29 protein-coding genes are annotated in these 23533 nt (G+C 62.5%); 24 read left to right on the top strand and 5 right to left on the bottom strand.

The features are described 5' to 3' along the window. Positions 1 to 124: 124 nt before the first annotated feature. From rplU to MTP38_RS07125, 4 genes are all read left to right on the top strand, one after another. Positions 125 to 436, top strand: a complete 312-nt coding sequence (gene rplU, locus MTP38_RS07140) for a 50S ribosomal protein L21 (protein ID WP_227621138.1) — start codon at positions 125 to 127, stop codon at positions 434 to 436. Positions 437 to 453: 17 nt separating this feature from the next. Continuing rightward, the gene (gene rpmA, locus MTP38_RS07135) at positions 454 to 705 is read left to right on the top strand and encodes a 50S ribosomal protein L27 (RefSeq protein ID WP_015563948.1); all 252 of its coding nucleotides are present in this window, start codon (positions 454 to 456) and stop codon (positions 703 to 705) included. 197 nt (positions 706 to 902) lie between these two features. After that, the gene (gene obgE, locus MTP38_RS07130; RefSeq protein ID WP_249233101.1) at positions 903 to 2186 is read left to right on the top strand and encodes a GTPase ObgE; all 1284 of its coding nucleotides are present in this window, start codon (positions 903 to 905) and stop codon (positions 2184 to 2186) included. Positions 2187 to 2196: 10 nt separating this feature from the next. Beyond that, on the top strand, positions 2197 to 2601 hold the full coding sequence (locus MTP38_RS07125) for a Mini-ribonuclease 3 (protein ID WP_249233098.1): 405 nt from the start codon (positions 2197 to 2199) through the stop codon (positions 2599 to 2601). An 80-nt stretch (positions 2602 to 2681) separates the two neighbouring features. Here the strand turns inward: MTP38_RS07125 and MTP38_RS07120 are convergent, their stop codons facing one another. After that, a complete protein-coding gene (locus MTP38_RS07120; protein ID WP_227621141.1) occupies positions 2682 to 2879 on the bottom strand; it encodes a hypothetical protein in 198 nt (65 codons plus the stop codon). Positions 2880 to 2986: 107 nt separating this feature from the next. Here MTP38_RS07120 and MTP38_RS07115 point away from each other — a divergent pair, with 107 nt between their 5' ends. The 8 genes from MTP38_RS07115 to MTP38_RS07080 all read left to right on the top strand — a co-directional run bounded on the left by MTP38_RS07115 (position 2987) and on the right by MTP38_RS07080 (position 11531). After that, complete coding sequence (locus MTP38_RS07115) at positions 2987 to 4531, top strand: RsmB/NOP family class I SAM-dependent RNA methyltransferase (RefSeq protein ID WP_249233095.1); 1545 nt, start codon at positions 2987 to 2989, stop codon at positions 4529 to 4531. Positions 4532 to 4703: 172 nt separating this feature from the next. Then, positions 4704 to 5441 carry a YebC/PmpR family DNA-binding transcriptional regulator gene (locus MTP38_RS07110; protein WP_227621143.1) on the top strand — a complete coding sequence of 246 codons (738 nt, stop codon included), beginning with the start codon at positions 4704 to 4706 and terminating at the stop codon, positions 5439 to 5441. A 322-nt stretch (positions 5442 to 5763) separates the two neighbouring features. Then, on the top strand, positions 5764 to 6492 hold the full coding sequence (locus tag MTP38_RS07105) for a CpsB/CapC family capsule biosynthesis tyrosine phosphatase (protein WP_249233094.1): 729 nt from the start codon (positions 5764 to 5766) through the stop codon (positions 6490 to 6492). Then, positions 6489 to 7508, top strand: a complete 1020-nt coding sequence (locus tag MTP38_RS07100) for an LCP family protein (RefSeq protein WP_227621145.1) — start codon at positions 6489 to 6491, stop codon at positions 7506 to 7508. The genes MTP38_RS07105 and MTP38_RS07100 overlap by 4 nt, the downstream gene beginning before the upstream one ends. A gap of 33 nt (positions 7509 to 7541) precedes the next feature. Further along, complete coding sequence (locus tag MTP38_RS07095; protein ID WP_249233093.1) at positions 7542 to 8327, top strand: YveK family protein; 786 nt, start codon at positions 7542 to 7544, stop codon at positions 8325 to 8327. A 16-nt stretch (positions 8328 to 8343) separates the two neighbouring features. Next, positions 8344 to 9072, top strand: a complete 729-nt coding sequence (locus tag MTP38_RS07090; RefSeq protein ID WP_249233092.1) for a CpsD/CapB family tyrosine-protein kinase — start codon at positions 8344 to 8346, stop codon at positions 9070 to 9072. A gap of 17 nt (positions 9073 to 9089) precedes the next feature. After that, the gene (locus MTP38_RS07085) at positions 9090 to 9578 is read left to right on the top strand and encodes a hypothetical protein (RefSeq protein WP_249233091.1); all 489 of its coding nucleotides are present in this window, start codon (positions 9090 to 9092) and stop codon (positions 9576 to 9578) included. 249 nt (positions 9579 to 9827) lie between these two features. After that, the gene (locus tag MTP38_RS07080) at positions 9828 to 11531 is read left to right on the top strand and encodes a PASTA domain-containing protein (protein ID WP_249233090.1); all 1704 of its coding nucleotides are present in this window, start codon (positions 9828 to 9830) and stop codon (positions 11529 to 11531) included. 342 nt (positions 11532 to 11873) lie between these two features. Here the strand turns inward: MTP38_RS07080 and MTP38_RS07075 are convergent, their stop codons facing one another. From MTP38_RS07075 to rpmB, 4 genes are all read right to left on the bottom strand, one after another. Continuing rightward, a complete protein-coding gene (locus tag MTP38_RS07075; RefSeq protein ID WP_249233089.1) occupies positions 11874 to 12707 on the bottom strand; it encodes a sugar phosphate isomerase/epimerase family protein in 834 nt (277 codons plus the stop codon). A gap of 18 nt (positions 12708 to 12725) precedes the next feature. Beyond that, positions 12726 to 13481, bottom strand: coding sequence for an esterase family protein (locus tag MTP38_RS07070; RefSeq protein ID WP_249233088.1), 756 nt, complete (start codon positions 13479 to 13481; stop codon positions 12726 to 12728). Between the two features lie 19 nt (positions 13482 to 13500). Beyond that, positions 13501 to 13677 (bottom strand): DUF4250 domain-containing protein, encoded by a 177-nt coding sequence (locus MTP38_RS07065; protein ID WP_227621152.1) that lies wholly within the window; start codon positions 13675 to 13677, stop codon positions 13501 to 13503. 76 nt (positions 13678 to 13753) lie between these two features. Next, a complete protein-coding gene (gene rpmB, locus MTP38_RS07060) occupies positions 13754 to 13942 on the bottom strand; it encodes a 50S ribosomal protein L28 (RefSeq protein WP_005932647.1) in 189 nt (62 codons plus the stop codon). 195 nt (positions 13943 to 14137) lie between these two features. Here rpmB and MTP38_RS07055 point away from each other — a divergent pair, with 195 nt between their 5' ends. The 12 genes from MTP38_RS07055 (at position 14138) to gmk (ending at position 23525) form a co-directional block, all read left to right on the top strand. Continuing rightward, complete coding sequence (locus tag MTP38_RS07055; protein WP_249233087.1) at positions 14138 to 14812, top strand: site-2 protease family protein; 675 nt, start codon at positions 14138 to 14140, stop codon at positions 14810 to 14812. Then, positions 14812 to 15543 (top strand): segregation and condensation protein A, encoded by a 732-nt coding sequence (locus tag MTP38_RS07050; protein ID WP_249233086.1) that lies wholly within the window; start codon positions 14812 to 14814, stop codon positions 15541 to 15543. The genes MTP38_RS07055 and MTP38_RS07050 overlap by 1 nt, the downstream gene beginning before the upstream one ends. Next, entirely contained in the window at positions 15540 to 16082 is a 543-nt protein-coding gene (gene scpB / locus MTP38_RS07045; RefSeq protein ID WP_227621155.1) for an SMC-Scp complex subunit ScpB, read from the top strand. The genes MTP38_RS07050 and scpB overlap by 4 nt, the downstream gene beginning before the upstream one ends. Beyond that, complete coding sequence (locus MTP38_RS07040) at positions 16079 to 16807, top strand: DUF2953 domain-containing protein (protein WP_249233085.1); 729 nt, start codon at positions 16079 to 16081, stop codon at positions 16805 to 16807. Before scpB ends, MTP38_RS07040 begins: the two co-directional genes overlap by 4 nt. A gap of 85 nt (positions 16808 to 16892) precedes the next feature. Beyond that, positions 16893 to 17300: a GerW family sporulation protein gene (gene ytfJ / locus MTP38_RS07035; RefSeq protein WP_227621157.1), complete on the top strand. Its 408-nt coding sequence runs from the start codon at positions 16893 to 16895 to the stop codon at positions 17298 to 17300. Between the two features lie 105 nt (positions 17301 to 17405). Beyond that, positions 17406 to 18242, top strand: coding sequence for a pseudouridine synthase (locus MTP38_RS07030; protein WP_249233084.1), 837 nt, complete (start codon positions 17406 to 17408; stop codon positions 18240 to 18242). Positions 18243 to 18400: 158 nt separating this feature from the next. Next, positions 18401 to 19720: a carboxyl transferase domain-containing protein gene (locus tag MTP38_RS07025; protein ID WP_227621159.1), complete on the top strand. Its 1320-nt coding sequence runs from the start codon at positions 18401 to 18403 to the stop codon at positions 19718 to 19720. Positions 19721 to 19770: 50 nt separating this feature from the next. Further along, entirely contained in the window at positions 19771 to 20154 is a 384-nt protein-coding gene (locus tag MTP38_RS07020) for a biotin/lipoyl-containing protein (protein WP_015563969.1), read from the top strand. Positions 20155 to 20170: 16 nt separating this feature from the next. After that, a complete protein-coding gene (locus tag MTP38_RS07015) occupies positions 20171 to 21574 on the top strand; it encodes an oxaloacetate decarboxylase subunit alpha (protein ID WP_227621160.1) in 1404 nt (467 codons plus the stop codon). 208 nt (positions 21575 to 21782) lie between these two features. Then, positions 21783 to 22661 (top strand): YicC/YloC family endoribonuclease, encoded by an 879-nt coding sequence (locus MTP38_RS07010; RefSeq protein WP_249233083.1) that lies wholly within the window; start codon positions 21783 to 21785, stop codon positions 22659 to 22661. A 21-nt stretch (positions 22662 to 22682) separates the two neighbouring features. After that, a complete protein-coding gene (locus MTP38_RS07005; protein ID WP_227621162.1) occupies positions 22683 to 22949 on the top strand; it encodes a DUF370 domain-containing protein in 267 nt (88 codons plus the stop codon). A 3-nt stretch (positions 22950 to 22952) separates the two neighbouring features. Next, positions 22953 to 23525, top strand: a complete 573-nt coding sequence (gene gmk / locus MTP38_RS07000; RefSeq protein WP_227621163.1) for a guanylate kinase — start codon at positions 22953 to 22955, stop codon at positions 23523 to 23525. Positions 23526 to 23533 lie beyond the last annotated feature (8 nt).

Raw genomic sequence — 23533 nt, 5'->3', positions numbered from 1 at the left:
TTCCTCTTGAAATCCGCACGCTTTTTTGCTATACTATTCTAGCCGCTTGGTGTGGGCGCCTCAAATGGCCCCTGTGAGGGCCTGCCTTTACGACCAGCGAGTACAACGAAAAGGAATGAACAAAATGTACGCAATCATTGTTACCGGCGGTAAGCAGTACCGCGTGGAGCAGGGCGACATCGTCTACATCGAGAAGCTGGACGTTGAGGCCGACTCCGAAGTGAAGTTTGATCAGGTTCTCGCTGTCGGCGAGGAGGGTTCGGTCAAGGTTGGCGCTCCTGTTGTTGAGGGCGCTTCCGTTTCTGCTAAGGTCATCAAGAATGGCAAGGGCAAGAAGCTGAACATCATCACCTATCGCGCAAAGAAGCACAGTGCTCGCCGCATGGGCCATCGTCAGCCCTTCACCAAGGTTGAGATCACTGCGATCAACGGCTAAGTAGGAGGTATATTACAATGGCACATAAAAAGGGCGTAGGCAGCACCAAGAATGGCCGTGATTCTGCGGCTCAGCGTCTGGGCACCAAGCGTGCAGATGGTCAGTTCGTTCTGGCCGGCAACATCCTCGTTCGCCAGCGCGGCACTCACATCCAGCCGGGTGAGAATGTCGGCAAGGGCAGCGATGATACCCTGTTTGCTCTGGTCGATGGCACCGTTCGTTTCGAGCGCGTGGGCAAGAGCGGCAAGAAGTGCAGCGTCAAGCAGTAACTTCTTCCTAAAATCTGCAACACAGAGAGCCGGACCCTCGTGGCCCGGCTCTTTTTGATGAATTTCTTCTTCCTTGATCTGGCTCCCCTCGCTGGGGGAGCTGGCCGCGCCAAAGCGCGGACTGAGAGGTTATTTTCCAATAAAAGCGCAAAGAATAAGCGCTGAGAAGAATCTTTTCTGAGAACAGGAGGGCCTGTATGGCAGCACAAACCAATTTTATCGACATCGCCACCATCTGGCTCCATGCGGGCAAGGGCGGCGACGGCGCTGTGAGCTTCCATCGTGAAAAGTTCGTGGCCGCTGGCGGCCCGGACGGCGGCGACGGCGGACGGGGCGGCGACATCATCTTCGTTGTGGACGACCACCTCACCACCCTGATGGATTTCCGCTACAAGCGCAAGTACACCGCTGACGAGGGCGGCAAGGGCGGCGCGAGCCTCTGCCACGGCAAGAACGCCGAGAACCTTGTCATCAAGGTGCCGCTGGGCACCGTCATCAAGGACGCCGAGAGCGGCCTTGTCATCGCCGATTTGTCCGACCACACCCCCGTGACCGTGGCCAAGGGAGGCCGGGGCGGCTATGGCAATGCCCATTTCGCCACCCCCACCCGCCAGATCCCCAAGTTCGCAAAGCCCGGTATGCCCGGCGAGGACATTCAGGTGACGCTGGAGCTGAAGCTGATCGCAGATGTGGGCCTCATCGGCTTCCCCAATGTGGGCAAGTCCACCCTCATCTCCACCATCAGCGCCGCCAAGCCGAAGATCGCCAACTACCACTTTACCACGCTGGTGCCCACGCTGGGCGTCGTGTCGGTGGGGGAGGGCGCAAGCTTTGTCTGCGCCGACATCCCCGGCCTCATCGAGGGTGCCAGCGAGGGCATCGGTCTGGGCCATGACTTCCTCCGCCATGTGGAGCGCTGCCGCCTGCTGCTCCACGTCGTGGATGTCTCCGGCAGCGAGTGCCGCGACCCCATCGAGGACTTCGAGAAGATCAACGAGGAGCTGGCAAAGTTCAGCCCTGCGCTGGCCGAGCGTCCCCAGATCGTGGTGGGCAACAAGTGTGACCTCGCCACCGAGGAACAGATCGACACCTTCCGCAGGTATGTGGAGGAGAAGGGCCTGACCTTCGTGCCCATCTCCGCCGCCACCATGCAGGGCGTGAGGGAGCTTCCGGGTCTGGTCTACAACCGCCTGAAGGACATCCCCGCCATCCCCGTGTTCACCCCCGAGTACAAGAAGCCGGAGGCAAAGGCTGGCAGCCGCGAGTTCACCATCAAGCGGATGGAGGCTCATGTCTGGAGCGTGGATGCGCCGTGGCTGGAGTATATCCTTGCCGGCAGCAATGTGGACGACTACGAGAGCCTGCAGTATTTCCAGCGTCAGCTGGGTGAGAGCGGTATTCTGGACGCTCTGGTCCAGAAGGGCGTGCAGGAGAACGACACCATCCTCATCGGCGAGTATCAGTTCGATTATATCTTCTAAGAGGTATCCTATGAACGAACCCGAAAAGATCGACCCCCGGGAGCTGAGTCCGCTGGCGCTGGCCTTTGTGGGCGACAGTGTGCTGGAGCTTCTGGTGCGGCAGCGGCTGGTGGAGCACCACCGGCTGTCGGCGGGAAAGCTCAACGCCGAAAAGGTCAAGTACGTCTCGGCCCGGGCGCAGTTCCGGGAGGAGCAGCTGTTGGAGCCGCTCTTCACAGAGGACGAGCTTGCCGTCTTCAAGCGGGGCCGCAATGCCAGCAAAGCCAGCGTCGCCAAGCACGCCTCCCCGGAGGAATATCGTGCCTCTACCGGCTTCGAGTGCCTGCTGGGCTGGCTGTATCTGAACGGCCAGCTGGGCCGGGTGCAGGAGCTGTTCGAGACGCTGTGGCAGTCCTTCGACCCCAACGAGAAGTAAGAAAAAACGCGAAAGCCCACTGCTTTCTGCACTGGGGAACAGTGCAAGGAGAGCAGTGGGCTTTTTGGGGTCACTCCGCCTTATCGGCTGTTGCGGGCGGAGTTGTGGGCCGAGTTCTTGCCGCCCTCATCGTCGGCACCCTTGGTGTACTGGTTGGGGTGCTTGTGCTCGTTGGTGGCAGAGTTCTGGCTGGAACTGGTGGTGCGGCTGTTCGTCTGATTGGTGGTGCGGTTCTGGTTCTTGCAGTTGGTGCTGCGGTTCTCGCTGCGATTTTCCATCGTATCGTCGCTCCTTTCGATTTCGGGAGGCGCTTTGCGCTCCCTGCCCATAGTTTGACCGGCTGCGGCGGCTTTATGCACCGCAGCCCGAAGGAGGTTTTGCAAAAATGCCTGCCGAATATTTTGAAGCCCGGGAGCGCGCCCTGCTGGGCGAACGGTACGAGCGGCTCTACGCCGCCCCGCAGGAGACGGCGGCCCGGGGCGTGACCGTCTCCGCACTCCGCACGACCCCGGAGGAGTTTGCGGCCCGGGCAGACTTCCCGCTCCGGCCCTCGCCCTTCTGCAAGGCGGCGTTCGTGGTGGAGTGTCCCGACTTCAAGCCGGGACGCCACCCCTATCATCACGCAGGCGTCTTTTACTCGCAGGAGCCGTCGGCCTCGTCCGCCGCGCCGCTGCTGGGCGTCCGGCCCGGGATGCGGGTGCTGGACCTGTGCGCCGCCCCCGGCGGTAAGAGCAGCCAGCTCGCCGCCGCCCTGCGGGGGCAGGGGCTTCTGGTCAGCAACGAATACGTCGCGGCCCGGGCGGAGATCCTGAAAAGCAACCTCGAGCGGATGGGTGTGCCCAATGCTGTGGTGCTCAACGAGACGCCCGCCCGCATCGCGGCGGCTCTGCCGGAGTTTTTTGACCGGGTGCTGGTGGATGCGCCCTGCTCCGGCGAGGGGATGTTCCGCAAAGAGCCTGCCGCGCTGGCCCAGCACTGTGAGGCGCTGGTGAAGCAGTGCGCGGAGCTTGGCGCAGACATCCTCGACAGCGCCGCCGCGGCCCTTGCACCGGGCGGGGAGCTGGTCTACTCCACCTGCACCTTCGCACCCGAGGAGGATGAGGGGCAGGTGGCAGCGTTCTTACAGCGCCACCCGGAGTTCGCGCTGGCCGACGTGCTGGGCCATGTGGACTACACCTTCGGCAGCGAGGGCGAGGCCAACCGCACCGGCGGACTGCCGCTGGATGTGAGCAAGGTGCGCCGTATCTGGCCCTGTCAGGGCGGCGAGGGCCACTTCATGGCCCGGCTGGTCAAGGCGGGCACGCCCCGCGCCCTGCCTGCCCCCGGCGGGTACACGCCGGAAGAACAGCTCTGGCTGGCCGCTGCCGCCGAGGCAGGCCGAAAGGCCAAGGGCGGCAAGCCCCAGAAAGGCGGCCGACCCGCCGATGCCCGCAGCGCACGGCGGGAGAACAGCCGCGCCTGCCGGGAGGCCGCGCAGGGCCGCAGCGTCCGCAGCCGGGACGGCGGGGCAGGGGAGGCAACGCCCGCCCAGAGCCTCGCCGCGTGGCGGGAGTTCGCGGAGGAATATTTCCCGGAGCTGGCCGGACGGCCCGCCGTGGTGCATGGCGGAGGCGTCCTGCTTCCGGCGGCCTTCCCCCAGACGAATCTCCACGTCCTGCGGGCGGGCGTCTTTGTGGGCAGCGTGCAGAAGGGCCGCTTCGTGCCGGAGCACCATCTGTTCACGGCCTTCGGCGCGCTCTGCAAGAACCGCGAGGAGCTGACCCTCGCCGACCCGCGGACCGTGGAATATCTCTCCGGCCGGGAGGCCGAAGCCCGCACCGCCGCCGACGGCTGGTGCTGCGTGACGGTGGACGGCTGGCCGCTGGGCGGCGGAAAAGTGTCCGGCGGCAGGGTCAAAAACCACTACCCCAAGGCGCTCCGGCTGCTGTAAAACGCAGTTTTTGGCAGAATAGGCCCGAAAACCAGCAGCACAAGGCTTGAACGCCGATGGCTGTTGTGATAGAATAATAGAGTTAGATTTTGTGTGCTGCCACAATGCGGGCGACCACAGCCCGTCTGCCCGCAGGCGGAGATCACTGATAAAATACAGGAGGCTCTTTCCCATGTCTGGACATAGCAAATGGAACAACATCAAGCGCAAGAAGGAAAAGACCGACGGCGCGAAGGCAAAGGTCTTTACCAAGATCGGCCGCGAGATCAGCGTCGCCGTCCGCACCGGCGGCCCCAACCCCGCTTCCAACAGCAAGCTGGCAGACCTGATCGCCAAGGCAAAGCGTATGAGCGTGCCGAACGATAACATCCAGCGCATCATCAAGAAGGCCGAGGGCGGCGATAAGACCGAGTACGAGGCAATCACCTACGAGGGCTACGGCCCCGGCGGCGTCGCTGTCATGGTGGAGACCCTGACCGACAACCGCAACCGTACCGCTGCCGACCTGCGCCACTACTTCGACAAGAACGGCGGCAATCTGGGCGCCATGGGCTGCGTGGGCTTCCTGTTCAGCCAGAAGGGCGTCATCGACATCTCTCTGGAGGACAAGGACGCCGACGAGGCCATGATGGACGCTCTGGATGCCGGTGCAGAGGACTTCGACGCAGGCGAAGAGGCTGCGGAGATCACCACCGACCCCGAGAACTACTCCGCTGTCGTCAAGGCTCTGGAGGAGAAGGGCTACGAGATCCTCTCCGACGATCTGGCCATGGTCCCCATGACCACCACCCGCCTGACCGACCCCGACCAGCTCAAGCTGATGGGCAAACTGCTGGATGCCCTCGAGGACAACGACGACGTCCAGAACGTCTGGCACAGCCTCGAGAACGAAGAGGATCTGCCGGAATAAACTTCCGCAGGCCGGAGGAATGCTGATTCGAAGCCGTTTTTTGTACTGCGAAGCACAGAAAGCGGCTTTTTGGCTTACGAAGGCCAAAAATCGGGAGCAGTCAAATATAGCAGTTTGCGTATTTAATGCACAAGCAACATCCGCAAACTGCATATCGCAAATATGCTATTTTGATAGGCACTATTTTTGAAAATTGCGATAAAAAATGCCGTAGAGAAGCATTTCCGCGGAATTGCCTGTTGCATCCTAGATTTTTCTATGCTAGAATGTGAGAAAGTGAGGAAGAGAAATCCATAAAAATGCGGAAAGGCGGTGATGCGGTATGGAGTCGGGAGCGCTGATCGAACTGCACGCCCATATCCTTCCGCAGATGGACGACGGAAGCGAGAGCGTGGAGATGTCGCTGGCGATGCTTCAGGCGCTGGCCGGGATGGGGGTCGGGACGGTCTGTGCGACCTCCCACTACTACACCCGGGAGAACAGCGTCACCATGTATCTGGCGCGGCGGGCGGCGGCCCTGAACGCGCTGCACAGCGCTATCCCGGCAGGGAGCAGCCTGCCCCGCATCCTTCCGGCGGCGGAAGCAGCCTATTTCCGGGGGATGGAAGAACATCACCCGGAGCGGCTCTGCATCGAGAACACCCGCACCCTGATGCTGGAGATGCCCTTTTCGGAGTGGACCGACCAGCAGGTGGAGACGGTGGCGGTGCTGTCGCTGGATTTACATTTCAATGTCGTGCTCGTCCATCCCGAGCGGTTCTGCTTCAGCTCGAGTAACCGCCGTCGGCTGGAAGAGCTGGCCAAGCTGCCGCTGGCCCTTCAGGTGAACGCGGATACCCTGCTCCGCTGGGGGACCCGTCGGCAGGGGCTTGAGCTTCTGGAGCTGACGGCGACGCCGCTGCTGGGCAGCGACTGCCACGACATGACAAAAAGACCGCCAAATCTGAAAGGGGGAAGAGAGATGGTGCGGCGCAAGCTGGGCGAAGCGTTCCTTGCACAGATGGATGAGAACGCCCGTCGGCTGACGGCACCGACTCTCGCGCAAGTGTGAGGTTCCGAGAGGAAAAACGACTCCGCCGGAAGGACGTCCTCAAGGCGGGCGTGGCGGCGGCAGTGGCGCTGGCACTGCTGGCCGGCGGCGCAGCGGCCCTCCATTTCTGGGAGAACGACCGCTATGCGACCGGCTCCGACGAGGTGGGCAGCGCCGTCATCGCGGCCCCGGAGGAGCAGAAGGAGATCACCTACGACGGCAGCACCTATCGTCAGCGCTCCGGCCTTGAGACGTACCTGATCATGGGCATCGACGTCAAGGGCAAGGCCGTGGCCGTGGACAGCTACGAGGGCGGCGGACAGGCCGACGTCCAGATGGTGCTGGTGGTGGACGACGCCAACAAGACGTGGCAGGTGCTGCAGATCAACCGCGACACCATCACGAAGGTGCCGGTGCTGGATGTTCTGGGCGGGGTGGCGGCGTATGCCGACGAGCAGATCGCGCTGGCCCATTATTACGGCAATGGCCGGGAGAACAGCTGCGAGAACACCGCGCTTGCCGTCTCGATGCTGCTGGACGACCAGCCCATCGACGGATATTTTGCATTGAACATGGACGCCGTGGGCATCGTCACCGACCTTGTGGGGGGTGTGACCCTGACCGTCACCTCGGATTTCTCCGAGATCGACCCCACGCTGGTGCAGGGCGAAGAGGTGACGCTGGACGGCGAGAAGGCGCTGACCTATGTGCGCAGCCGCCACCACATCGACGACCAGACCAACATCGCCCGCATGGCCCGTCAGCGGCAGTTCCTCGCCGCGCTGGAAGAAAAGCTCCGGCAGCAGGACAGCCAGTTCGCAGCCGAAGCCTATACGGCGCTGGAGGACTACATGGTGACGGACATCGCCAGCGGCACGGCCGCAAAGATCGGCGAAAAGCTCAAGCAGTACAAACAGCTCGACACCCTGACCATCGACGGCGAGAACGTCATCGAGAACGGCTACTGGGCCTACCATCTGGACGAGTCCAGCCGGGAGGCGACCGTCTTACAGCTGTTTTATGAAAAAGTACGATAAGGGAATAGGAAACTGGAAAGGTAGGATCAATCAGTGGGCAAGGAACAACAGGCACTCAATCCGGCGGCCATCAACGGCGCAGAGACAGAAGAAGAGATCGATCTCGTAGAGGTATTCTACCTGCTGTGGGGGCACATCCTGCAGATCATCGCCTGCTTTCTGGCGGGCGCACTGCTGGCGTTCGGCTTTACGTATTTCTTCGTGACGCCGATGTATCAGGCCTCGGCCAGCATCTACATCGTGTCTGCCTCCAACAACTCCATCGTCAACCTGACCGACCTGCAGATCGGCTCTCAGCTGACGGCGGACTATCAGGAGCTGATGCTCAGCCGTCCGCTGCTGCAGGATGTCATCAAAAATCTGGACCTCGACACCAACTACCGCAGCCTTGCAGGGCAGGTCAGCATCACCAACACCAATGACACCCGCATCCTCAAAGTGACCGTCACCGACAGCGACCCCGAGCGGGCGGCAGACATCGCCAACGAGCTGATCAAGCAGGCCCGCATCTACCTGCCCGAGATCATGGAGACGGAGACGCCCAACGTGGTGGAGGACGCTGTGGTGCCCACCCAGAAGTCCAGCCCCAGCTACGCCAAGAATACGGTGCTGGGCGCACTGCTGGGCGCTGTGCTCTGCTGCGGCGTGCTGCTGGTGCAGTACCTGATGAAGGACAGCTTCGATACGCCGGACGATGTGGCCAAGTATCTGGGCGTCCAGCCGCTGGCTACCATCCCGGAGGTCGATCTGGGCAGCTTCAACCACAATGACACCAAGAAGAAGAGCGCCTTCCGCTGGAACGACGTGATGAGCAGATAAGAGGGGGAGAACGACCATGAATAAGCTTCAAATCGGCAAGATGCCGCAGCTCCCCTTCGAGGTGAGCGAGGCCATCAACCAGCTGCGCATCAATCTGAGCTTCTGCGGCAGCGATGTCAAGACCATCATGATCACCAGCAGCACGCCCAATGAGGGCAAGAGCTTCGTGACCATGCAGCTGTGGCGGATGATCGCCGAGCTGGGCACGCCCGCCGTCCTCATCGACTGCGACTTCCGCAAGTCGGAGATGCGCAGCAAGTACGGGATGTCCACCTCCGGCCAGCTCATCGGCGGCGTCCATTATCTGGCGGGCAAGGCCGAGCTGGATGACGTCATCTATGAGACCAACGTCCCCAACGGGTATATCATCCCGGTGGCAAAGACCGTGACCAACCCCACCATCCTGCTGGAAAGCGAGCGCTTTGCGCAGATGATCGAGCATTGCCGCCAGCGTTTCGGTGTCGTGCTCATCGATACGCCGCCCCTCGGCAGCGTGGCCGACGCCATGAACATCGCCACCCACTGCGACGGCACCGTTCTGGTGGTGCGCGGCGGTGAGACGCCCCGCAAGGTCGTGGGCGATTCGGTCCAGCAGCTCAAGCGCACCGGAGTGCCGCTTCTGGGTGTCGTGCTGGACCGTGCAGAAATGAATAGTAAGTCGAGCCTGTATTATAAACGCTACTACAAGTCCGGCTACTATTATAAGGGATACGGCAGCGAGAAATCGCAGCCTGTCCAGAAATAAATATGGAGGTAATCGTTATGAAAAAGAAATTCGTAGTAGCAGTCGCCGCTGTGGTGATGGCAGCTGTCATGAGCGTTTCTGCTTTCGCAGCCGACGACGTGAAGGTGCCCAGCATCACCGGCGACGCCACCGGCCCTGCCAGCGAAATTTTTGTTCCTCAGTCTAACGCTGAGGCCAGCGCAACGGCCAATGCTGCTTATAATACCCTCGCTTCTACCGAGGGCAGCGTTGCCGATAAGCTGACTGCCCTTGCAGGCGGCAAGGCTACGGCTGACGCCGCAGCAGCAGCAGGCGTCAAGTCTGCAAATGACCTGTCCGTCCGTGCCATCGGTGATGTGCTGGTGGAAGGCGAAGTCTCGGTCAGCGTCAATGGGATCGGCAATGTTGCAGTCATCATGTATCTGGACAGCAACGGCAACTGGGTGGTCACTACCGCTCGCGTTGTGAATGGCCGCGTCATCTTCAGCGTGCCTTACCCCACCACCGTCGTCATCCTGTCTATCTAAAATGGACTCCTGAGCAGCATTCCGGGCAGGAGGGGGCGTTTATCTCCGGCCCGAAACGGCTCTGAGGGATGGGAAAGACCCAACCGAATGAAAAGGCCCACGGCTTCGTGCTTTCTGCACGGGCCGGGGGTCTTTTTGCGTTTGCGGAAAGAAGAGGGGGCTTTTTGGGGCAGTTAAGAAAGGGCGATACCATTTTTGCGCAGGCTATGCTATAATAAAAAGGAAACAAGAGGATGGGGAGGGGCCGACATGGAGCGAAAGCGCATTTGTCCATACTGTATGCAGGAGCTGGAAGAGGGGAGGGCACAGTGTCCCCACTGCGGCCGGGAGCTTGCAGGGCGCAACCCGGCGGGCAGTCTCCCCGCGGGCACGGTGCTGGCGGGCCGGTATACGGTGGGGGACATCAAGAGCGTGGACGGCGAGGGCATCCTCTACCGGGGCGTCGAGAATACCGGGCTTTTCCGCGTGACCATCAAGGAGTATATGCCCCTGACGCTGGCCGCAGAGCGGGGGAAGGACTGCATCCTCCGCCCGAAGCCCGGCAGCGAGGTGCTGTTCAAGACCACCCGGATGGACTTTGCCGACCTCTACCGCTTCATCCAGCGCATCACCCCGGCCAACGGCCTCGAGGCGGTGCTGGACGTCTTTGAAGAGAACAACACGGTCTACGCCGTCATGGAGAACCCCGGCGGCTGTCCGCTCCAGAAGTGGCTCGAAGAGCACGGCACTGTGACGCCGCAGCAGGCCTGCGCGATGCTCGAGCCGGTGTTCCGGGGGGTGGAGGCCATGCATCAGGTGGGGCTTGTGCACCGGGGCATCTGCCCGGCCAACATCCGCATTCTGGACAATGGCCGCGCCCGGCTGACGGGCTATGCGACGGTGGGCCTGCGGACGGCGGGCAGCGGCCTCCACGAGCAGCTGTACGAGGGCTACTCGGCCCCGGAGCAGTATTCCACAGCGGAGTTCGAGGGCCGCTACACCGACGAATACAGCCTTGCGGCGGTGTTCTACCGGATGGTCTGCGGGGTAAGCCCCGTCCCGGCGGCCCAGCGCCTCGTCTCCGACTCCAACCCCAGGGCCCGCACCGTCTCCTCGGCTGTGCCGCCCTACGTCTCGGAGACGCTGTATCTGGGCCTCCGCCTCAAGCCGGTGGAGCGCATCCAGACCGTCCAGCAGCTCTTCCGCGCCCTCTCGGAGCGGGAGTATGCCGAGGAGCTGGCCGGGAGTCTGGCCCCCCGGACGTCTCCCGCCCCGCAGGAGACGAGAGCGCCCGCAAAGGCCGAGCTGCTCAGCGTCCGCAACCTGCTGGCCGGCATCCTCATCCTGCTGAGCGTCCTCATTGTGCTGATCCTCTGGGGGCTTCTGAGCCGCCAGAACGACGCCCGCCCCGCGCCCTCGGAGCCGGACTCCGTCAGCGAGGCCGCCAGCGAGCCGGTAAACGAAACCGTCGCCCTGACGCCAGATCTCGTGGGCCGCGACTATGACGCGGAGGTGCGGAACAACCGCAGCTATATCAACGACTACCTCTTCTATGTTACGCTGGAATACAGCAACACGGTGGAGAAGGGCCGCATCATCCGGCAGACGCCGGAGGCGGGCGAGGTCATCCAGAAGGGGGACACCATCAGCCTCGTGGTCAGCCGAGGCCCCCAGATGATGGAGATGCCCGACATCATCGGCCAGACGCAGGACAGCGCCGTGCAGGAGCTTGCCGCCAAGGGGCTGAACGCCACCTGCTTCACGGTGGTCAACGACGGCTCGGAGGCCGCAGGCTGTGTCGTCTCGGCCAGCGAGGACGCCGGGACGATGGTGGAGGTGGGCACCACGGTGGTGCTCTATATCGCGGGCGATGCCGCCAGCGCCCCCGGCAGTACCGAAACGCCGCCTGACACCGAAGGCCCCGCCGTCGGCGGTGACGCCGTGCAGGATGGCATTGAATACGATACGGATTAAACAAAAAACATCTGCAATACGGTCTTCGGGAATCGAAGAAGTGTTGCAGATGTTTTCGGTTTTATGAAAAGCCTCTCCCTTTGGGAGCAACGGCGACGACCGCCGCCAGCAAGACGCAAACGAAGCGCTGCGGAATGCCAAAGCCTCTCCCTTTGGGAGAGGTGTCATCGCTTGCGATGACGGAGAGGGCAAGCCCGGCACGAAAGAGCCGCTGCACAGCGATAAGCAGGTCCTTTGTCGGAGCGATATATCGCAGTGTAAGAGCTGTTTGGCAGCGTCCTTGCCCTCTCAGGCGCTTGCGCGCCAGCTCTCCCAAAGGGAGAGCCTTTCGTGGGCGGGGCTTCAGAAAAAGCTCTTCATGAACGCAATATCGCTGGCGGCGCGGGCCGGGACAGCCTCCTCCCGCAGGACGGGGAGGACGGGCTGGGGCAGGGCGCGCAGCATCTCGAAGCCGCCTTTGTAGTCCACGCAGGAATCCTCGAGGCTGGTGGAGTAGAGGGTGCCGTCGGGCTGGAAGTTCTGGCCCTTGAAGTGGACGGCCACGATCTTATCGCCGTACCAGCTGCCGACCTTGTCCCAGATGCGGCGCTGGGCGTCCACCGAGGCGTTCTCGGGGCCGACGTAATTCGCAAGGTCGCAGATGACCCGGAGGTTGGGGCTGGCGATGGTGTCCAGCACCATCCGGACGGCCTCGGGGGTGTTCATGGAATGGTAATAGACGCACTCCACCGCGAAGAGCACGCCCTGCTCTTCGCAGATGGGGATGATCTCGCCGAGGCTGCGAAGCAGGGCCTCCTGCGCCTCTTTGCGGCTCACGGTGGGCTGCTTTGCCATGTTGGTGGTCTCGCTGCCCATGCAGCCGGCCCGGAGAGCCTTTGCCACCGGCACCTGACTCAGGGCCTTCGCCACCTCGGCGCGGCGCTTGTCCTCGTCTGCATAGCCCAGCTCGACGTAGGTGCCGTCTACGGCGATGGACACGCCGCTCTTCTGGACGGCGGCGTTGGTGGCGTCCACCAGCGCAGGGGTCACGTCTGCATAGCTCTTGACCCCCTCCACGGCCTTGGTGTAGGCCAGCTGGGTGCAGCGAAAGCCTGCGTCTCCGATGGAGCAGAGCAGCTCTTCCACGCCGTGACGGCCAAAATCATGGCCTCGTGCGCCGACGATAAATTCAGACATCCCGCATCCTCCTTACGCTCAGCCGAACAGACGCTCGGCAAACATCCCGAACTCCTTGCCCCACCAGTACCAGTCGTGGGAGACGTCGCCGCCCCAGACTTCGAGGTGGCAGGGCAGGCCGGTCTCCTTCAGGGTGTCGGCCAGCGCCTGCGTGTCGGCGAGGGCGTCGCCCTCGTAGCCGCCCTGACCCACGCAGAGCAGGAGGGTGTTCTCCTCGGCCTTGGCCAGCAGGTTTTTGTTGCAGATGCCGTTCTTCCGCAGGGCGGCGAGGGGGCTGCTGCGGAGGACAAGGTCGTCCTCACAGCCGCCGAGGAAGCGGCTCATGTCGTACAGGCCCGACAGACCCACCGCGCCCGCAAAGACCCCGGGGCGGCGCAGGCGGCACTGGACGGCCTGATAGGCGCCGGTGTCCACGCCAGCGCACCAGATGAGGGGAGGCTTTTTGGCCTCCGGGGCGTTCAGCGCGGCGATGCGGGGGGCAAGCTCGGCAGTCAGGTAGACGAAATACTTTTCCTGCATCTCGGCCCGGCGGCGGGGCGTCTCGTGGCCCGCCAGCAGGCTCTCGGCGTCGATGCTGTCGGCGCAGAAGAGCTGCATCTTTCCCTCGTGCAGCAGCCGTGCTGCGGCCTCGGGCATCCCGTTGTTCTCCCAGTCGTAGAAACGGCCGCCCCGGGCGGGCAGTGCCAGCACCGGCACGCCGCCGTGGCCGTAGACCTTGAACTCCATCGCGCGGTCGAGCACCGCGCTCCACTCTTTGTAATAAGTGCCTTCCATCCTGAAAAGCTCCTTCCTGTCAGATGAATTGATTGCGTGCTGCGTCGTAGGCGTAGCCCACGGCGGAAAGCGTCTTGCACAGGGCGTCCCTGTCTGCGTCCATGTCGTCGCAGAGGGCGTCGAGGCTGGGGTAGAAGTCGCGCAGCTTGAGGTTGACCACGCTCAGCAGCATGATCGGGTCGCTCGGCAGTGCCATCTCAGTTTCCTCCCAAAGTCCGGTGATAAAATAAAAAGCCGGCCACTCGACAAAGTGACCGGCAATACGCATCAGCTTAGACAGCGCGGGTGACTTTGCCAGCGCGCAGGCAGCGGGAGCATGCGTAGATATACTTGGGAGAACCCTCCACGACCGCCTTGACACGACGGACATTCGGCTTCCAGGTACGGTTGGAACGGCGATGAGAGTGAGAGACCTTGATACCGAAGGTAACACCCTTGCCGCAGCATTCACACTTAGCCATGGTACTTGCACCTCCTACAGTGAAGTTATGGAATCAAAATAATCAGCTTGACTATTTTACCAGAACAGCCGCCAAAAAGCAACCCCCTTTTCAATTTTTTTGCGGCTTTTTTTCGTCTGAGGGCCAAACGCTTGTCTAAACACGAAAAAAATAGTACAATAAACTCGTATATCTTATAGAAAATAGGAGAACACCATGACCCCAAGAATGTTTTATACCCTCGCACGGGTGCTGGCCGCTCTGACCGTCATCCCCTTCCACGAGGCAGGCCACGCGCTGGCTGCATGGCTGCTGGGCGACCCCACGGCCAAGCAGCAGGGGCGGCTGTCGCTGAACCCTTTCCGCCATTTCGACCTGCTGGGCACGCTGTGCATGGTGTTTGCGGGCGTGGGCTGGGCAAAGCCTGTCTCCACCGACCCCCGCAACTTTAAAAACCCCAAGCAGGGCATGGCCCTCACCGCGCTGGCCGGCCCGGTGGCGAACCTGATTTTGGCCTACCTGTCGATGGTGGTCTGGAAGCTGCTCTATTATTGGGCACCCGTCAACGAAGCGACGATTTTTTTGGCGCTCTTCCTGCAATACTTAGTGTACATGGACGTGAGCCTCGCGGTGTTCAACCTCATCCCCGTGCCCCCGCTGGACGGCAGCCGGGTGCTGCTGGCGGTGCTGCCCGAGCGCATCTACTTCGGGATGATGAAGTATGAAAAGGTCATCCTTGTGGTGATGCTCGCGGCGGTCTGGAGCGGCGTTCTGGACGGCCCGTTGAGCGTGATGAACAGCGTGGTGTGGGACCTGCTGGACGCAGGCACCCAGTACATCGACAGCATCGCCTATTCGGCCTACTACGCATCTCTGGGGGCGGTGATCTGATGGCGGAGGAGCTTACCTTTCATCTGGAGGAGTTCGAGGGGCCGCTGGAGCTGCTTCTGGCGCTGGTAACGAAGCACAAGATGGACCTGCACAACATCCCCATCCTTGCGCTGATCGACCAGTACACCCGCACCGTGGAGGCCGCACAGGCCGTGGACCCTGACGTTTCCAGCTCCTTTATCGAGATGGCGGCCCATCTCGTGGAGATGAAGAGCTACCTGCTGCTGCCCCGCAGCACCGAGGGTGAGCGGATGAAGCAGGAGCTGACCGGCCAGCTCATCGAGTACGACCAGTGCCGCCGGATGTCGGCCGCGCTCCGCGCCGCCGCCGAGGCGTCGCCCACCTTCGTCCGCCCGCCGCTGCGGCTGGAACGGGACGAGACTTACGCTCTCAACCATCTGCCGCAGGTGCTGGCCGACTGCTGGGAGGGGCTGATGGGCCGCACGCCCGCCCGGCGCGTCCCGACACAGGCGGTCTTTGAGCCGCTGGTGGCCGCCCCGCAGGTGTCGGTGAGCAGCCGGGTGGTGTACATCCTGCGCCGCCTCATCGCGGGCGGCGCGGCCCGGATGAGCCAGCTCTTCGCCCGCAGCCAGAGCCGCAGCACCAACGTGGCCACCTTTCTGGCGCTGCTGGAGCTGGTGCGCGGCGGGCGCGTCACCCTCGGCCCGAAGGGGGAGCTGGCCATGCAGCGGGGACGCCTGCCCCGTGAAAAGGCAAAGGAGGAAGAATGAACCAGAAACAGACCAAAGCCGCCGTCGAGGCGATGCTTTTTGCGGCGGGCGACCCGGTAAGCGCCGATAAGCTCGCCGCCGCCGTCCAGCTGCCCCAGACCGCAGTGGAGACTGCGCTGGAGGACCTGCGCGCCCGCTATGCCCGGGAGGATTCGGGCCTCTGCCTGCTCCATCTGGACACCCGCTGGCAGCTGGCGACCAAGACCGAGTGGGCCGACTGCGTCCGCCGCCTGCTGGACGCGAGGCGCTCGGTGCCCCTCGGCCCGGCGGCGATGGAGACGCTGACGGTCATCGCCTACAATCAGCCCGTCTCCCGCGCCTTCATCGAGCAGGTGCGCGGCGTGGATTCCTCGTCCAGCGTCAGCAGCCTTTTGCAGAAGGGGCTCATTGAGGAGGCGGGCCGCCTCGATCTGCCCGGCCACCCGGTGAGCTTCCGGACAACGGACGTTTTCCTGCGGTGCTTCGGCCTTTCCTCGCTGGCGGACCTGCCGCCCGTGCGGGGCCAGAACGAGGGAGCGGAAGGGGAGGCGGTCCGATGATGGCGGTGCTGGGGGCGCTGGGCTGGCTGCTGCTGACCCTGCTGAAGATCGTGGGCATCCTGCTCCTTATCGTATTGGTGCTGCTGGCCCTCGCCCTGCTCTGCCCGTTCTGCGCCGACTTTTGCTGGGAGAACGGCGTCGTGACGATCCGGGCCGGTGTGCCGGGCATCACCCTGCCGGTGTTCCGGTGGCCCGCCCCGCCGCCTGCGGGACCGGAGGAGCCGAAGGGCTTTTTCGGGAAGCTGAAGGCGAAGCTCCGGGCCAGCCGCGCGGAGCGGCGGCGGAAAAAAGCCGCCGAACGGGCCGCGAAAGAGGCGAAGAAGCCCAAAAAAGAGACGCCGCCCCGCAAGAAAGCGAAGCTCACCCTCAACATCCTCGTGACCATCCTGCGGGGGGCAGGGCGGCTGACGAAAGCCGTCTTCGGCTCCCTGCGGGTCACGAAGATCCGGGTCTGCCTCGGCGTCCGGGGCGAGGACCCCGCCGAAGCCGCCCGCGCCTACGGCAGGCTGAATGCGTGGCTCTACCCGTCTCTCGGCGTCATCGACCGCTTCGTCTACCTCGACTTCGAGGAGCTGCGCATCCTGCCGGACTTCGGCTCTGCCGAGCCGACGGTGGCCGACCGCGTCTCGTTCCGCCTCAGCGCCCGGCTGCTGTTCATCGTCGCAGCGGCGGTGCGGGTCCTGTACGAGTTCTGGCGCGAAAAAGTGCTGGACGTCTTCCTATAAAATGTGTTACAATAAACTCGTATGGTTATCCTTTGAAAAGGGAGCCTGCGGGTTTCCCGGAAAATAATAAGAGGAGGCCGATTTTATGGCTGAGCATCCGATTCAAGGTTTAATGAACGTCACAATGGACAAGATCCGCCAAATGGCAGACTCCAACACCATCATCGGCAAGCCCATCAAGACCGACGACGGCACCACCATCCTGCCGGTGTCCCGCATCTCCTTCGGCTTTGCGTCCGCAGGCACCGACTTTGACGGCAAGAACGCCGCCAACAAGGACCTGTTCGGCGGCGGCAGCGGTGCGGGCGTCAACATCCAGCCGGTGGCTTTTCTGGTGGTGAAGGACGGCTGCGTGCGCACCATCCAGCTGTCCGACGGCTCCAACACCATCGACCGCGCCCTGACCATGCTGCCCGAGCTGGTGGACAAGGTCAGCGCTCTGCTGAAAAAAGAGGAGAAGCAGGGGACTGCCGCTCCGAAAGCGGAGGAATAAACCCATCTACGCCGTACCTGCGGCCCGCCCGGGCCGCAGTGACTGAACTGAGGCTGCCCAAGCAGCCCTATTTGAGCGCCGGGAGGCGCACAAGGAGATTTTATTATGGCAGAAGAACGCATCCAGAAGATCATGAGTGAGCAGGGCCTGTGCTCCCGCCGCGCCGCCGAGCAGATCATTGCGGAGGGCCGCGTAAAGGTCAACGGCCACCCCGTGAAGGTGGGCGACAAGATGGACCCCAACCGCGACGTCCTCCACGTGGACGACGAGCGCATTTATATCCAGAAGAACCAGCAGATGTACTATCTGGCCCTGTACAAGCCCCGCGGCTATGTCACCACCGCCAGCGACGAGCTGGGCCGCAAGACGGTCATGGACCTCGTGACGGACATCCCGGCCCGCCTGTACCCCGTGGGCCGTCTCGACAAGGACAGCGAGGGCCTGCTGCTGATGACCAACGACGGCGCATTCGCACAGGCCGTCACCCATCCGTCGGGCGGCATCTCCAAGCTGTACCGCGTCACCGTCCAGCCCCGGGCCGACGAGAGCCAGATCCTGAAGCTCAGCTCCGGCGTCGTGCTGGATGACGGCACCAAGACCATGCCCTGCGCCATCAATGTCGTCACCGACGAGCCGGGGCGCACCGTCATGGAGATGACCCTGAAAGAGGGCAAGAACCGCGAGATCCGCCGGATGTGCGAGGCAGTGGGCCTCGAGGTCATCCGCCTGAAGCGGAACGCCGAGGGCGTCGTCAAGCTGGGGATGCTTCAGCCCGGCAAGTACCGTGAGCTGACCAAGGCAGAGGTGAACGGCCTGCGTGCCGCTGCGGCCAAGGGCCGTGCACAGACCCGCTCGGCAGCGCTGCAGTCCAAGGCAGCGGCCCGCCGCCCCTGCGGCCCGGTGGGCGGGAACAAAGCCGCCGTCGGCAAAAAGCGCAAGTAAAGCGGCTTCTGGGCAATGTGTCCGATATTTCCTCTCTTTTTGCCAAACTTGTGACATTCTCTGAAAAAAAGGAATGGAACAAGGCTTGAGAATCTTGGGGAAATCGGGTATAATATACCTAATTTTGAAACTCACACAGATAAGCAGGAGGTCTTACCATGGCTTCAAAGAGTACCAAAGGAGAAATCCTCGCCAAGTTTTTTGATGACGGGGAATACACCGCTCTGTTTGCGGACGGCGCGGTGAGCGCTGCCAGCGGCTATGCTGCAGGTCAGCAGGCTTACGCCGTCTTCCAGAACGGCGAGGCTGTTTCGGTCAAGGACGTTGAAAAGAACATCAAGGTCCTTGAGCTGGCTGCCCAGACGGGCTGCCCGGTCGTCACCTTCTACGACTCCGTCGGCGCAAAGCTGGCTGAGGGTCTGGACGTTCTGAACGCTTCCGCCAAGCTCAACGCCACCATCGCCAAGGTGTCCGGCGTCGTGCCTCAGGTGGCCGTCGTTCTGGGCGTTTGCGGCGGCACCAGCGCCCTGAGCGCTGCCAACGCAGACGTCTGCATCATGGCAGAGGGCGCAGAGCTGTTCTTCACCGCTCCCTTCACCGCCGCTGCCAAGGGTGACAAGGTGGCTGATGCCGGCTCTGCTGCTGCTGCCGCAAAGGCAGGCGTGGCCGCCATCGTGGCCGCTGACGCTGCTGAGGCTGCGGAGAAGGCCGCCCACATCGTGGGTCTGCTGCCTGCCAACAACCTGACCGGCCCCGCCATCTTCGAGTTCGAGCAGCCTACCGCTGTTCTGGCTGCAAATGCCGAGCCTGCAAAGGCCGCTGCTGCCCTCATCGATAAGGACAGCGCTGTGGAGATGTACGCCGGCTTCGGCAAGAGCGTCTACACCGCCTTTGCCACCATCGGCGGCAACGCTGTGGGCGTCGTGTCCACCGGCAAGCAGCTGTGCCACAACTGCGTGGCCAAGGCTTCCCGTTTTGTCCGCCTGTGCGACGCATTCAGCGTCCCGGTGCTGACCATCGTGAACACGGAGGGCTTCGTGCCCAGCACCACCGATGACATCGCCGGCGGCATCCGTGAGGCTGCCCGTCTGGCTGCGACCTATGCCGATGCTACCACCGCCAAGGTCGCGCTGATCGCCGGTAAGGCCGTCGGCCCTGTGTACACCGCACTGGCCGCAGCCGACCTGAAGATCGCCGTCAAGGGCTGCACCGTCAGCGCCCTCGAGCCTTCCGCAGCCGTCTCCGTGCTGTACAAGGACGAGATCGACGCCTCCGACAACATCGTCGCCGCCACCAAGGCCAAGGCTGCTGCCTATGTGGCTGAGGTCTGCAGCGCAGACGCTGCTGTGGCCGCAGGCGCTGCTGACATGACCTGCGAGGCCGCCAACGCCCGCGCAAGCGTCGTGGCTGCTTTCGAGCTGCTGAGCACCAAGCGTGCTGCCCGTCTGCCCAAGAAGCACGGCAACATGGCTCTGTAAGAAAACGTACATCTAACGAATCGATTTGGATTTTTCAGGAGGATTCTTCCATGAAGTACTACAACATTTCCGTCAATGGCGTTGCTTACAGCGTCTCTGTCGAGGAGACCGCTGCCGGCGCTGCTCCCGTGGCTCCTGCTGCTGCACCCGCACCCAAGGCCGCTCCGGCTCCTGCCGCCGCTGCTGCTCCCGCCGCACCCGCTGCTCCTGCTGCCGCAGGCGCTGTTGAGGTCAAGGCTCCGATGCCCGGCAACATTCTGGACGTCAAGGTCGCTGCCGGCGCTTCCGTCAAGGCTGGCGATGTGCTGGTCATCCTCGAGGCCATGAAGATGGAGAACGAGATCGTTGCTCCTCAGGATGGCACCGTTGCTTCCATCAACGTGCATAAGGGCGACACCGTCAACTCCGGTGACACTCTGGTTTCCATGAACTAAGAGAGAGGTGACAACAATGGCTAAAAAGCCCATCAAGATCACGGAAGTCGTCCTGCGCGATGCCCACCAGTCTCTGCTGGCCACCCGTATGACGATGGACGAGATGCGTCCCATCCTGCCCGAAATGGACAAGATCCCTTACTTCTCCGTCGAGTGCTGGGGCGGTGCGACCTTCGACAGCTGCATCCGCTTCCTCGATGAGGATCCGTGGGAGCGTCTGCGCATCCTGCGCAAGGAGCTGCCCCACCAGAAGCTGCAGATGCTGTTCCGCGGCCAGAATATGCTGGGCTACCGCCCCTACGCGGACGACGCCGTCGAGTACTTCGTCAAGAAGTCCGTCGCAAACGGCATCGACGTCATCCGCATCTTCGATGCACTGAACGATGCCCGCAACCTGCAGACTGCCATCAAGGCCGCCAACAACGAGGGCGCACACGTTCAGGGCTGCATCAGCTACACCCTCAGCCCCGTCCACAACAACGAGTACTACGTCAAGTACGCCAAGACCCTCGAGGAGATGGGCGCAAACTCCATCTGCATCAAGGATATGGCCGGTCTGCTGACCCCCTACACCAGCTATGAGCTGGTCAAGGAGCTGAAAAACACCCTGTCCATCCCTGTGGACATCCACAGCCACTACACCGCCGGTCTGGCTTCCATGTCCCTGCTGAAGGGCATCGAGGCAGGCGCGGACATCGTGGATACCGCCATGAGCCCCCTGAGCGGCGGCACCAGCCACATGGCCACCGAGAGCCTCGTCGCCGCCCTGCAGGGCACCGATTATGACACCGGCCTCGACCTCAAGCAGCTGAATGTCGTCCGTGCATATTTCGCAAAGCTGCGCGAGAAGTACATCGCCAACGGCCAGATCAGCCCCAAGTCTCTGGGCGTGGACGCAAACACCCTGCTGTATCAGGTGCCGGGCGGTATGTTCTCCAACATGCTCAAGCAGCTGAAGGATGCCGGCAAGGAAGACAAGCTGGACGAAGTGCTGGCTGAGATCCCCCGCGTCCGCGAGGATGCAGGCTATCCTCCGCTGGTCACTCCCACCAGCCAGATCGTCGGCACGCAGGCTGTCTTCAACGTCATCCTCGGCGAGCGCTACAAGATGGTCACCAAGGAGTTCAAGGGCCTCGTCCACGGCGACTACGGCAAGACTCCGGCTCCCATCAGCCCCGAGTTCACCAAGAAGATCCTCGGCGACGAGAAGCCCATCACCTGCCGCTTTGCTGACACCCTCGCACCTGAGATGGACAAGCTGAAGGCTGAGGCTGCAAAGTGGGCTACGCAGGAAGAGGACGTACTGACCTACGCCATGTTCCCGCAGGTCGCTCCCAAGTTCTTTGAGAAGCGCAATGCCAAGGCACAGGGCGTGGATGCAGACCATGCAGATTTTGCAAATAAGTCTCATCCCGTCTGATAAAACAGCATAAGCACCCAAGCCCCTCGCAGTGCTGCGGGGGGCTTTTTGCGTCCACTTTTTTATCTTCCCGGCTTGCAAAAAAGCGGCTATCAGAGTAGAATAATAACATATGTATCGTAACATGGGCTTGTGTACCCAAACGCGGATACATATACCGTGATCTGTCCGCATATCCACCCATAAAAAGAGAGGGAACGTACCGCATATGATCCTGAGCATGACCGGTTTTGGCCGGGGGACTGCTGTGTGCAATGGCCGCGAGATCGCGGTCGAGCTGCGCAGCGTCAACTCCCGGTATTTCGAGTATTCTTCCCGCATTCCCCGCAGCTGCAACTACATGGACAGCCGCCTGAAAAAGCAGCTCAACGAGCGGGTCTCCCGCGGCAAGGTCGAGCTGAGCATGACCGTCCAGAACGTGGAGGCTGCCGACGCCGTCGTCACCGTGAACATGGAGCTGGCCCGCAGCTATCAGCAGGCCCTGCGCAGTATTTCGGAAGAGCTGCGCATCAAAAACGACATCACGACCTCGGGCTTGGCCCGCTTCCCTGACGTGCTGGCCACCCGCCACGCCGACGTGGACGAGGAGCAGCTCTGGGCGGATGTCTCCGCCGTGACGGCGCAGGCACTAGACAATTTCATCGCCATGCGTGCCGCCGAGGGCGCAAAGATGAAGGCCGATGTGGAGAGCCGCCTTAGCTTCCTCGAGGAGTGCGTGGGGAAGGTGGAGACCCTGAGCGCAGGCCGGGTGGAGGCCTACACCAACCGCCTTTACGAGAAGCTCAAGACCATTCTGGAGGACCGGAACATCGACGACGCCCGCGTCCTGACCGAGGCCGCCATCTTTGGCGACAAGACCGCCGTGGACGAGGAGACCGTCCGGCTGCGCAGCCACATCGCCCAGTACCGCTCCATTCTGGAGCTGGACGAGCCGGTGGGCCGGAAGCTGGACTTCCTGACGCAGGAGCTGAACCGTGAGACCAACACCATCGGCTCCAAGTGTCAGGATCTCGACATCACCCGCATCGTGGTGGATATGAAGGCGGAGATCGAAAAGATCCGCGAACAGATCCAGAATCTGGAGTAACCAGAATACGGAGGAGTTCAGATGAAGCTCATCAACATCGGCTTTGGCAATCTGGTCAGTGCCGGGCGGGTGGTGGCTGTGGTCAGCCCCGACTCCGCGCCGGTCAAGCGTCTGGTGAAGGAGGCGCGGGAGCGGGGGATGCTCATTGATGCATCCTATGGCCGCAGCACCCGGGCCGTGCTCGTCATGGACTCCGACCATGTAGTCCTTTCGGCCCTGACGCCCGAGACGGTGGCAGGCCGCGCAGCGGGCCAGCCGGAAGGGAAAACGACAGAAGAGGAGCAGTAAAAAATGGAAAACGAAAAGTACCTGTTTGTCGTCTCCGGTGCCGCCGGCACGGGCAAGGACAGTGTGGTCAAAGCCCTGCGCACGGCCCACCCCGAGATCGAAAAGACCGTTTCCGCCACCACCCGTGCACCCCGCCCCGGGGAGCAGGAGGGCGTGGACTACTACTACCGCAGCGTAGAGCAGTTCCGGCAGCTCATCGACACCGATCAGGTGGTGGAGCACAACTTCTACAACGGCAACTACTACGGCACCCTCCGCGAAGAGGTGGATAAGCGCCTCGAGGCGGGCAAGCTGGTGGTGCTGGTCATCGACGTCCACGGCGCGGCCAACATCCGCCGGATGTTCCCGGGCGCGACCACCATCTTCCTGCTGCCGCCGTCTGTGGAGGAGCTGGAGCGCCGTCTGCGGGGCCGCGGCACCGAGACGGAGGCAAGCATCCTCGAGCGCCTCGACACGGCGAAAAAAGAGCTGGCAGAGCAGGATAAGTTCACCCTCACCCTCGTGAACGACGAGGTGGATGCCTGCGCCGAGAAGCTCTACGGCATCATCCGGGAGCGGGCAGGCCTCGACAAATAACAATTCAA

This window comes from Faecalibacterium sp. I3-3-89 (assembly GCF_023347275.1).
GTDB lineage: Bacteria > Bacillota > Clostridia > Oscillospirales > Ruminococcaceae > Faecalibacterium > Faecalibacterium butyricigenerans.
Note: the sequence above shows the minus strand (reverse complement) of the source record. Positions and strands in the feature narration are given on the sequence as shown.

Bases quoted from the DNA above. Each gene is read 5' to 3' on its own strand.
- rplU (WP_227621138.1), top strand. From the start codon at position 125: ATGTACGCAATCATTGTTACCGGCGGTAAGCAGTACCGCGTGGAGCAG.
- rpmA (WP_015563948.1), top strand. From the start codon at position 454: ATGGCACATAAAAAGGGCGTAGGCAGCACCAAGAATGGCCGTGATTCT.
- obgE (WP_249233101.1), top strand. From the start codon at position 903: ATGGCAGCACAAACCAATTTTATCGACATCGCCACCATCTGGCTCCAT.
- MTP38_RS07125 (WP_249233098.1), top strand. From the start codon at position 2,197: ATGAACGAACCCGAAAAGATCGACCCCCGGGAGCTGAGTCCGCTGGCG.
- MTP38_RS07120 (WP_227621141.1), bottom strand. From the start codon at position 2,879: ATGGAAAATCGCAGCGAGAACCGCAGCACCAACTGCAAGAACCAGAAC.
- MTP38_RS07115 (WP_249233095.1), top strand. From the start codon at position 2,987: ATGCCTGCCGAATATTTTGAAGCCCGGGAGCGCGCCCTGCTGGGCGAA.
- MTP38_RS07110 (WP_227621143.1), top strand. From the start codon at position 4,704: ATGTCTGGACATAGCAAATGGAACAACATCAAGCGCAAGAAGGAAAAG.
- MTP38_RS07105 (WP_249233094.1), top strand. From the start codon at position 5,764: ATGGAGTCGGGAGCGCTGATCGAACTGCACGCCCATATCCTTCCGCAG.
- MTP38_RS07090 (WP_249233092.1), top strand. From the start codon at position 8,344: ATGAATAAGCTTCAAATCGGCAAGATGCCGCAGCTCCCCTTCGAGGTG.
- MTP38_RS07085 (WP_249233091.1), top strand. From the start codon at position 9,090: ATGAAAAAGAAATTCGTAGTAGCAGTCGCCGCTGTGGTGATGGCAGCT.
- MTP38_RS07080 (WP_249233090.1), top strand. From the start codon at position 9,828: ATGGAGCGAAAGCGCATTTGTCCATACTGTATGCAGGAGCTGGAAGAG.
- MTP38_RS07075 (WP_249233089.1), bottom strand. From the start codon at position 12,707: ATGTCTGAATTTATCGTCGGCGCACGAGGCCATGATTTTGGCCGTCAC.
- MTP38_RS07070 (WP_249233088.1), bottom strand. From the start codon at position 13,481: ATGGAAGGCACTTATTACAAAGAGTGGAGCGCGGTGCTCGACCGCGCG.
- MTP38_RS07065 (WP_227621152.1), bottom strand. From the start codon at position 13,677: ATGGCACTGCCGAGCGACCCGATCATGCTGCTGAGCGTGGTCAACCTC.
- rpmB (WP_005932647.1), bottom strand. From the start codon at position 13,942: ATGGCTAAGTGTGAATGCTGCGGCAAGGGTGTTACCTTCGGTATCAAG.
- MTP38_RS07055 (WP_249233087.1), top strand. From the start codon at position 14,138: ATGACCCCAAGAATGTTTTATACCCTCGCACGGGTGCTGGCCGCTCTG.
- MTP38_RS07050 (WP_249233086.1), top strand. From the start codon at position 14,812: ATGGCGGAGGAGCTTACCTTTCATCTGGAGGAGTTCGAGGGGCCGCTG.
- scpB (WP_227621155.1), top strand. From the start codon at position 15,540: ATGAACCAGAAACAGACCAAAGCCGCCGTCGAGGCGATGCTTTTTGCG.
- MTP38_RS07040 (WP_249233085.1), top strand. From the start codon at position 16,079: ATGATGGCGGTGCTGGGGGCGCTGGGCTGGCTGCTGCTGACCCTGCTG.
- ytfJ (WP_227621157.1), top strand. From the start codon at position 16,893: ATGGCTGAGCATCCGATTCAAGGTTTAATGAACGTCACAATGGACAAG.
- MTP38_RS07030 (WP_249233084.1), top strand. From the start codon at position 17,406: ATGGCAGAAGAACGCATCCAGAAGATCATGAGTGAGCAGGGCCTGTGC.
- MTP38_RS07025 (WP_227621159.1), top strand. From the start codon at position 18,401: ATGGCTTCAAAGAGTACCAAAGGAGAAATCCTCGCCAAGTTTTTTGAT.
- MTP38_RS07020 (WP_015563969.1), top strand. From the start codon at position 19,771: ATGAAGTACTACAACATTTCCGTCAATGGCGTTGCTTACAGCGTCTCT.
- MTP38_RS07015 (WP_227621160.1), top strand. From the start codon at position 20,171: ATGGCTAAAAAGCCCATCAAGATCACGGAAGTCGTCCTGCGCGATGCC.
- MTP38_RS07010 (WP_249233083.1), top strand. From the start codon at position 21,783: ATGATCCTGAGCATGACCGGTTTTGGCCGGGGGACTGCTGTGTGCAAT.
- MTP38_RS07005 (WP_227621162.1), top strand. From the start codon at position 22,683: ATGAAGCTCATCAACATCGGCTTTGGCAATCTGGTCAGTGCCGGGCGG.
- gmk (WP_227621163.1), top strand. From the start codon at position 22,953: ATGGAAAACGAAAAGTACCTGTTTGTCGTCTCCGGTGCCGCCGGCACG.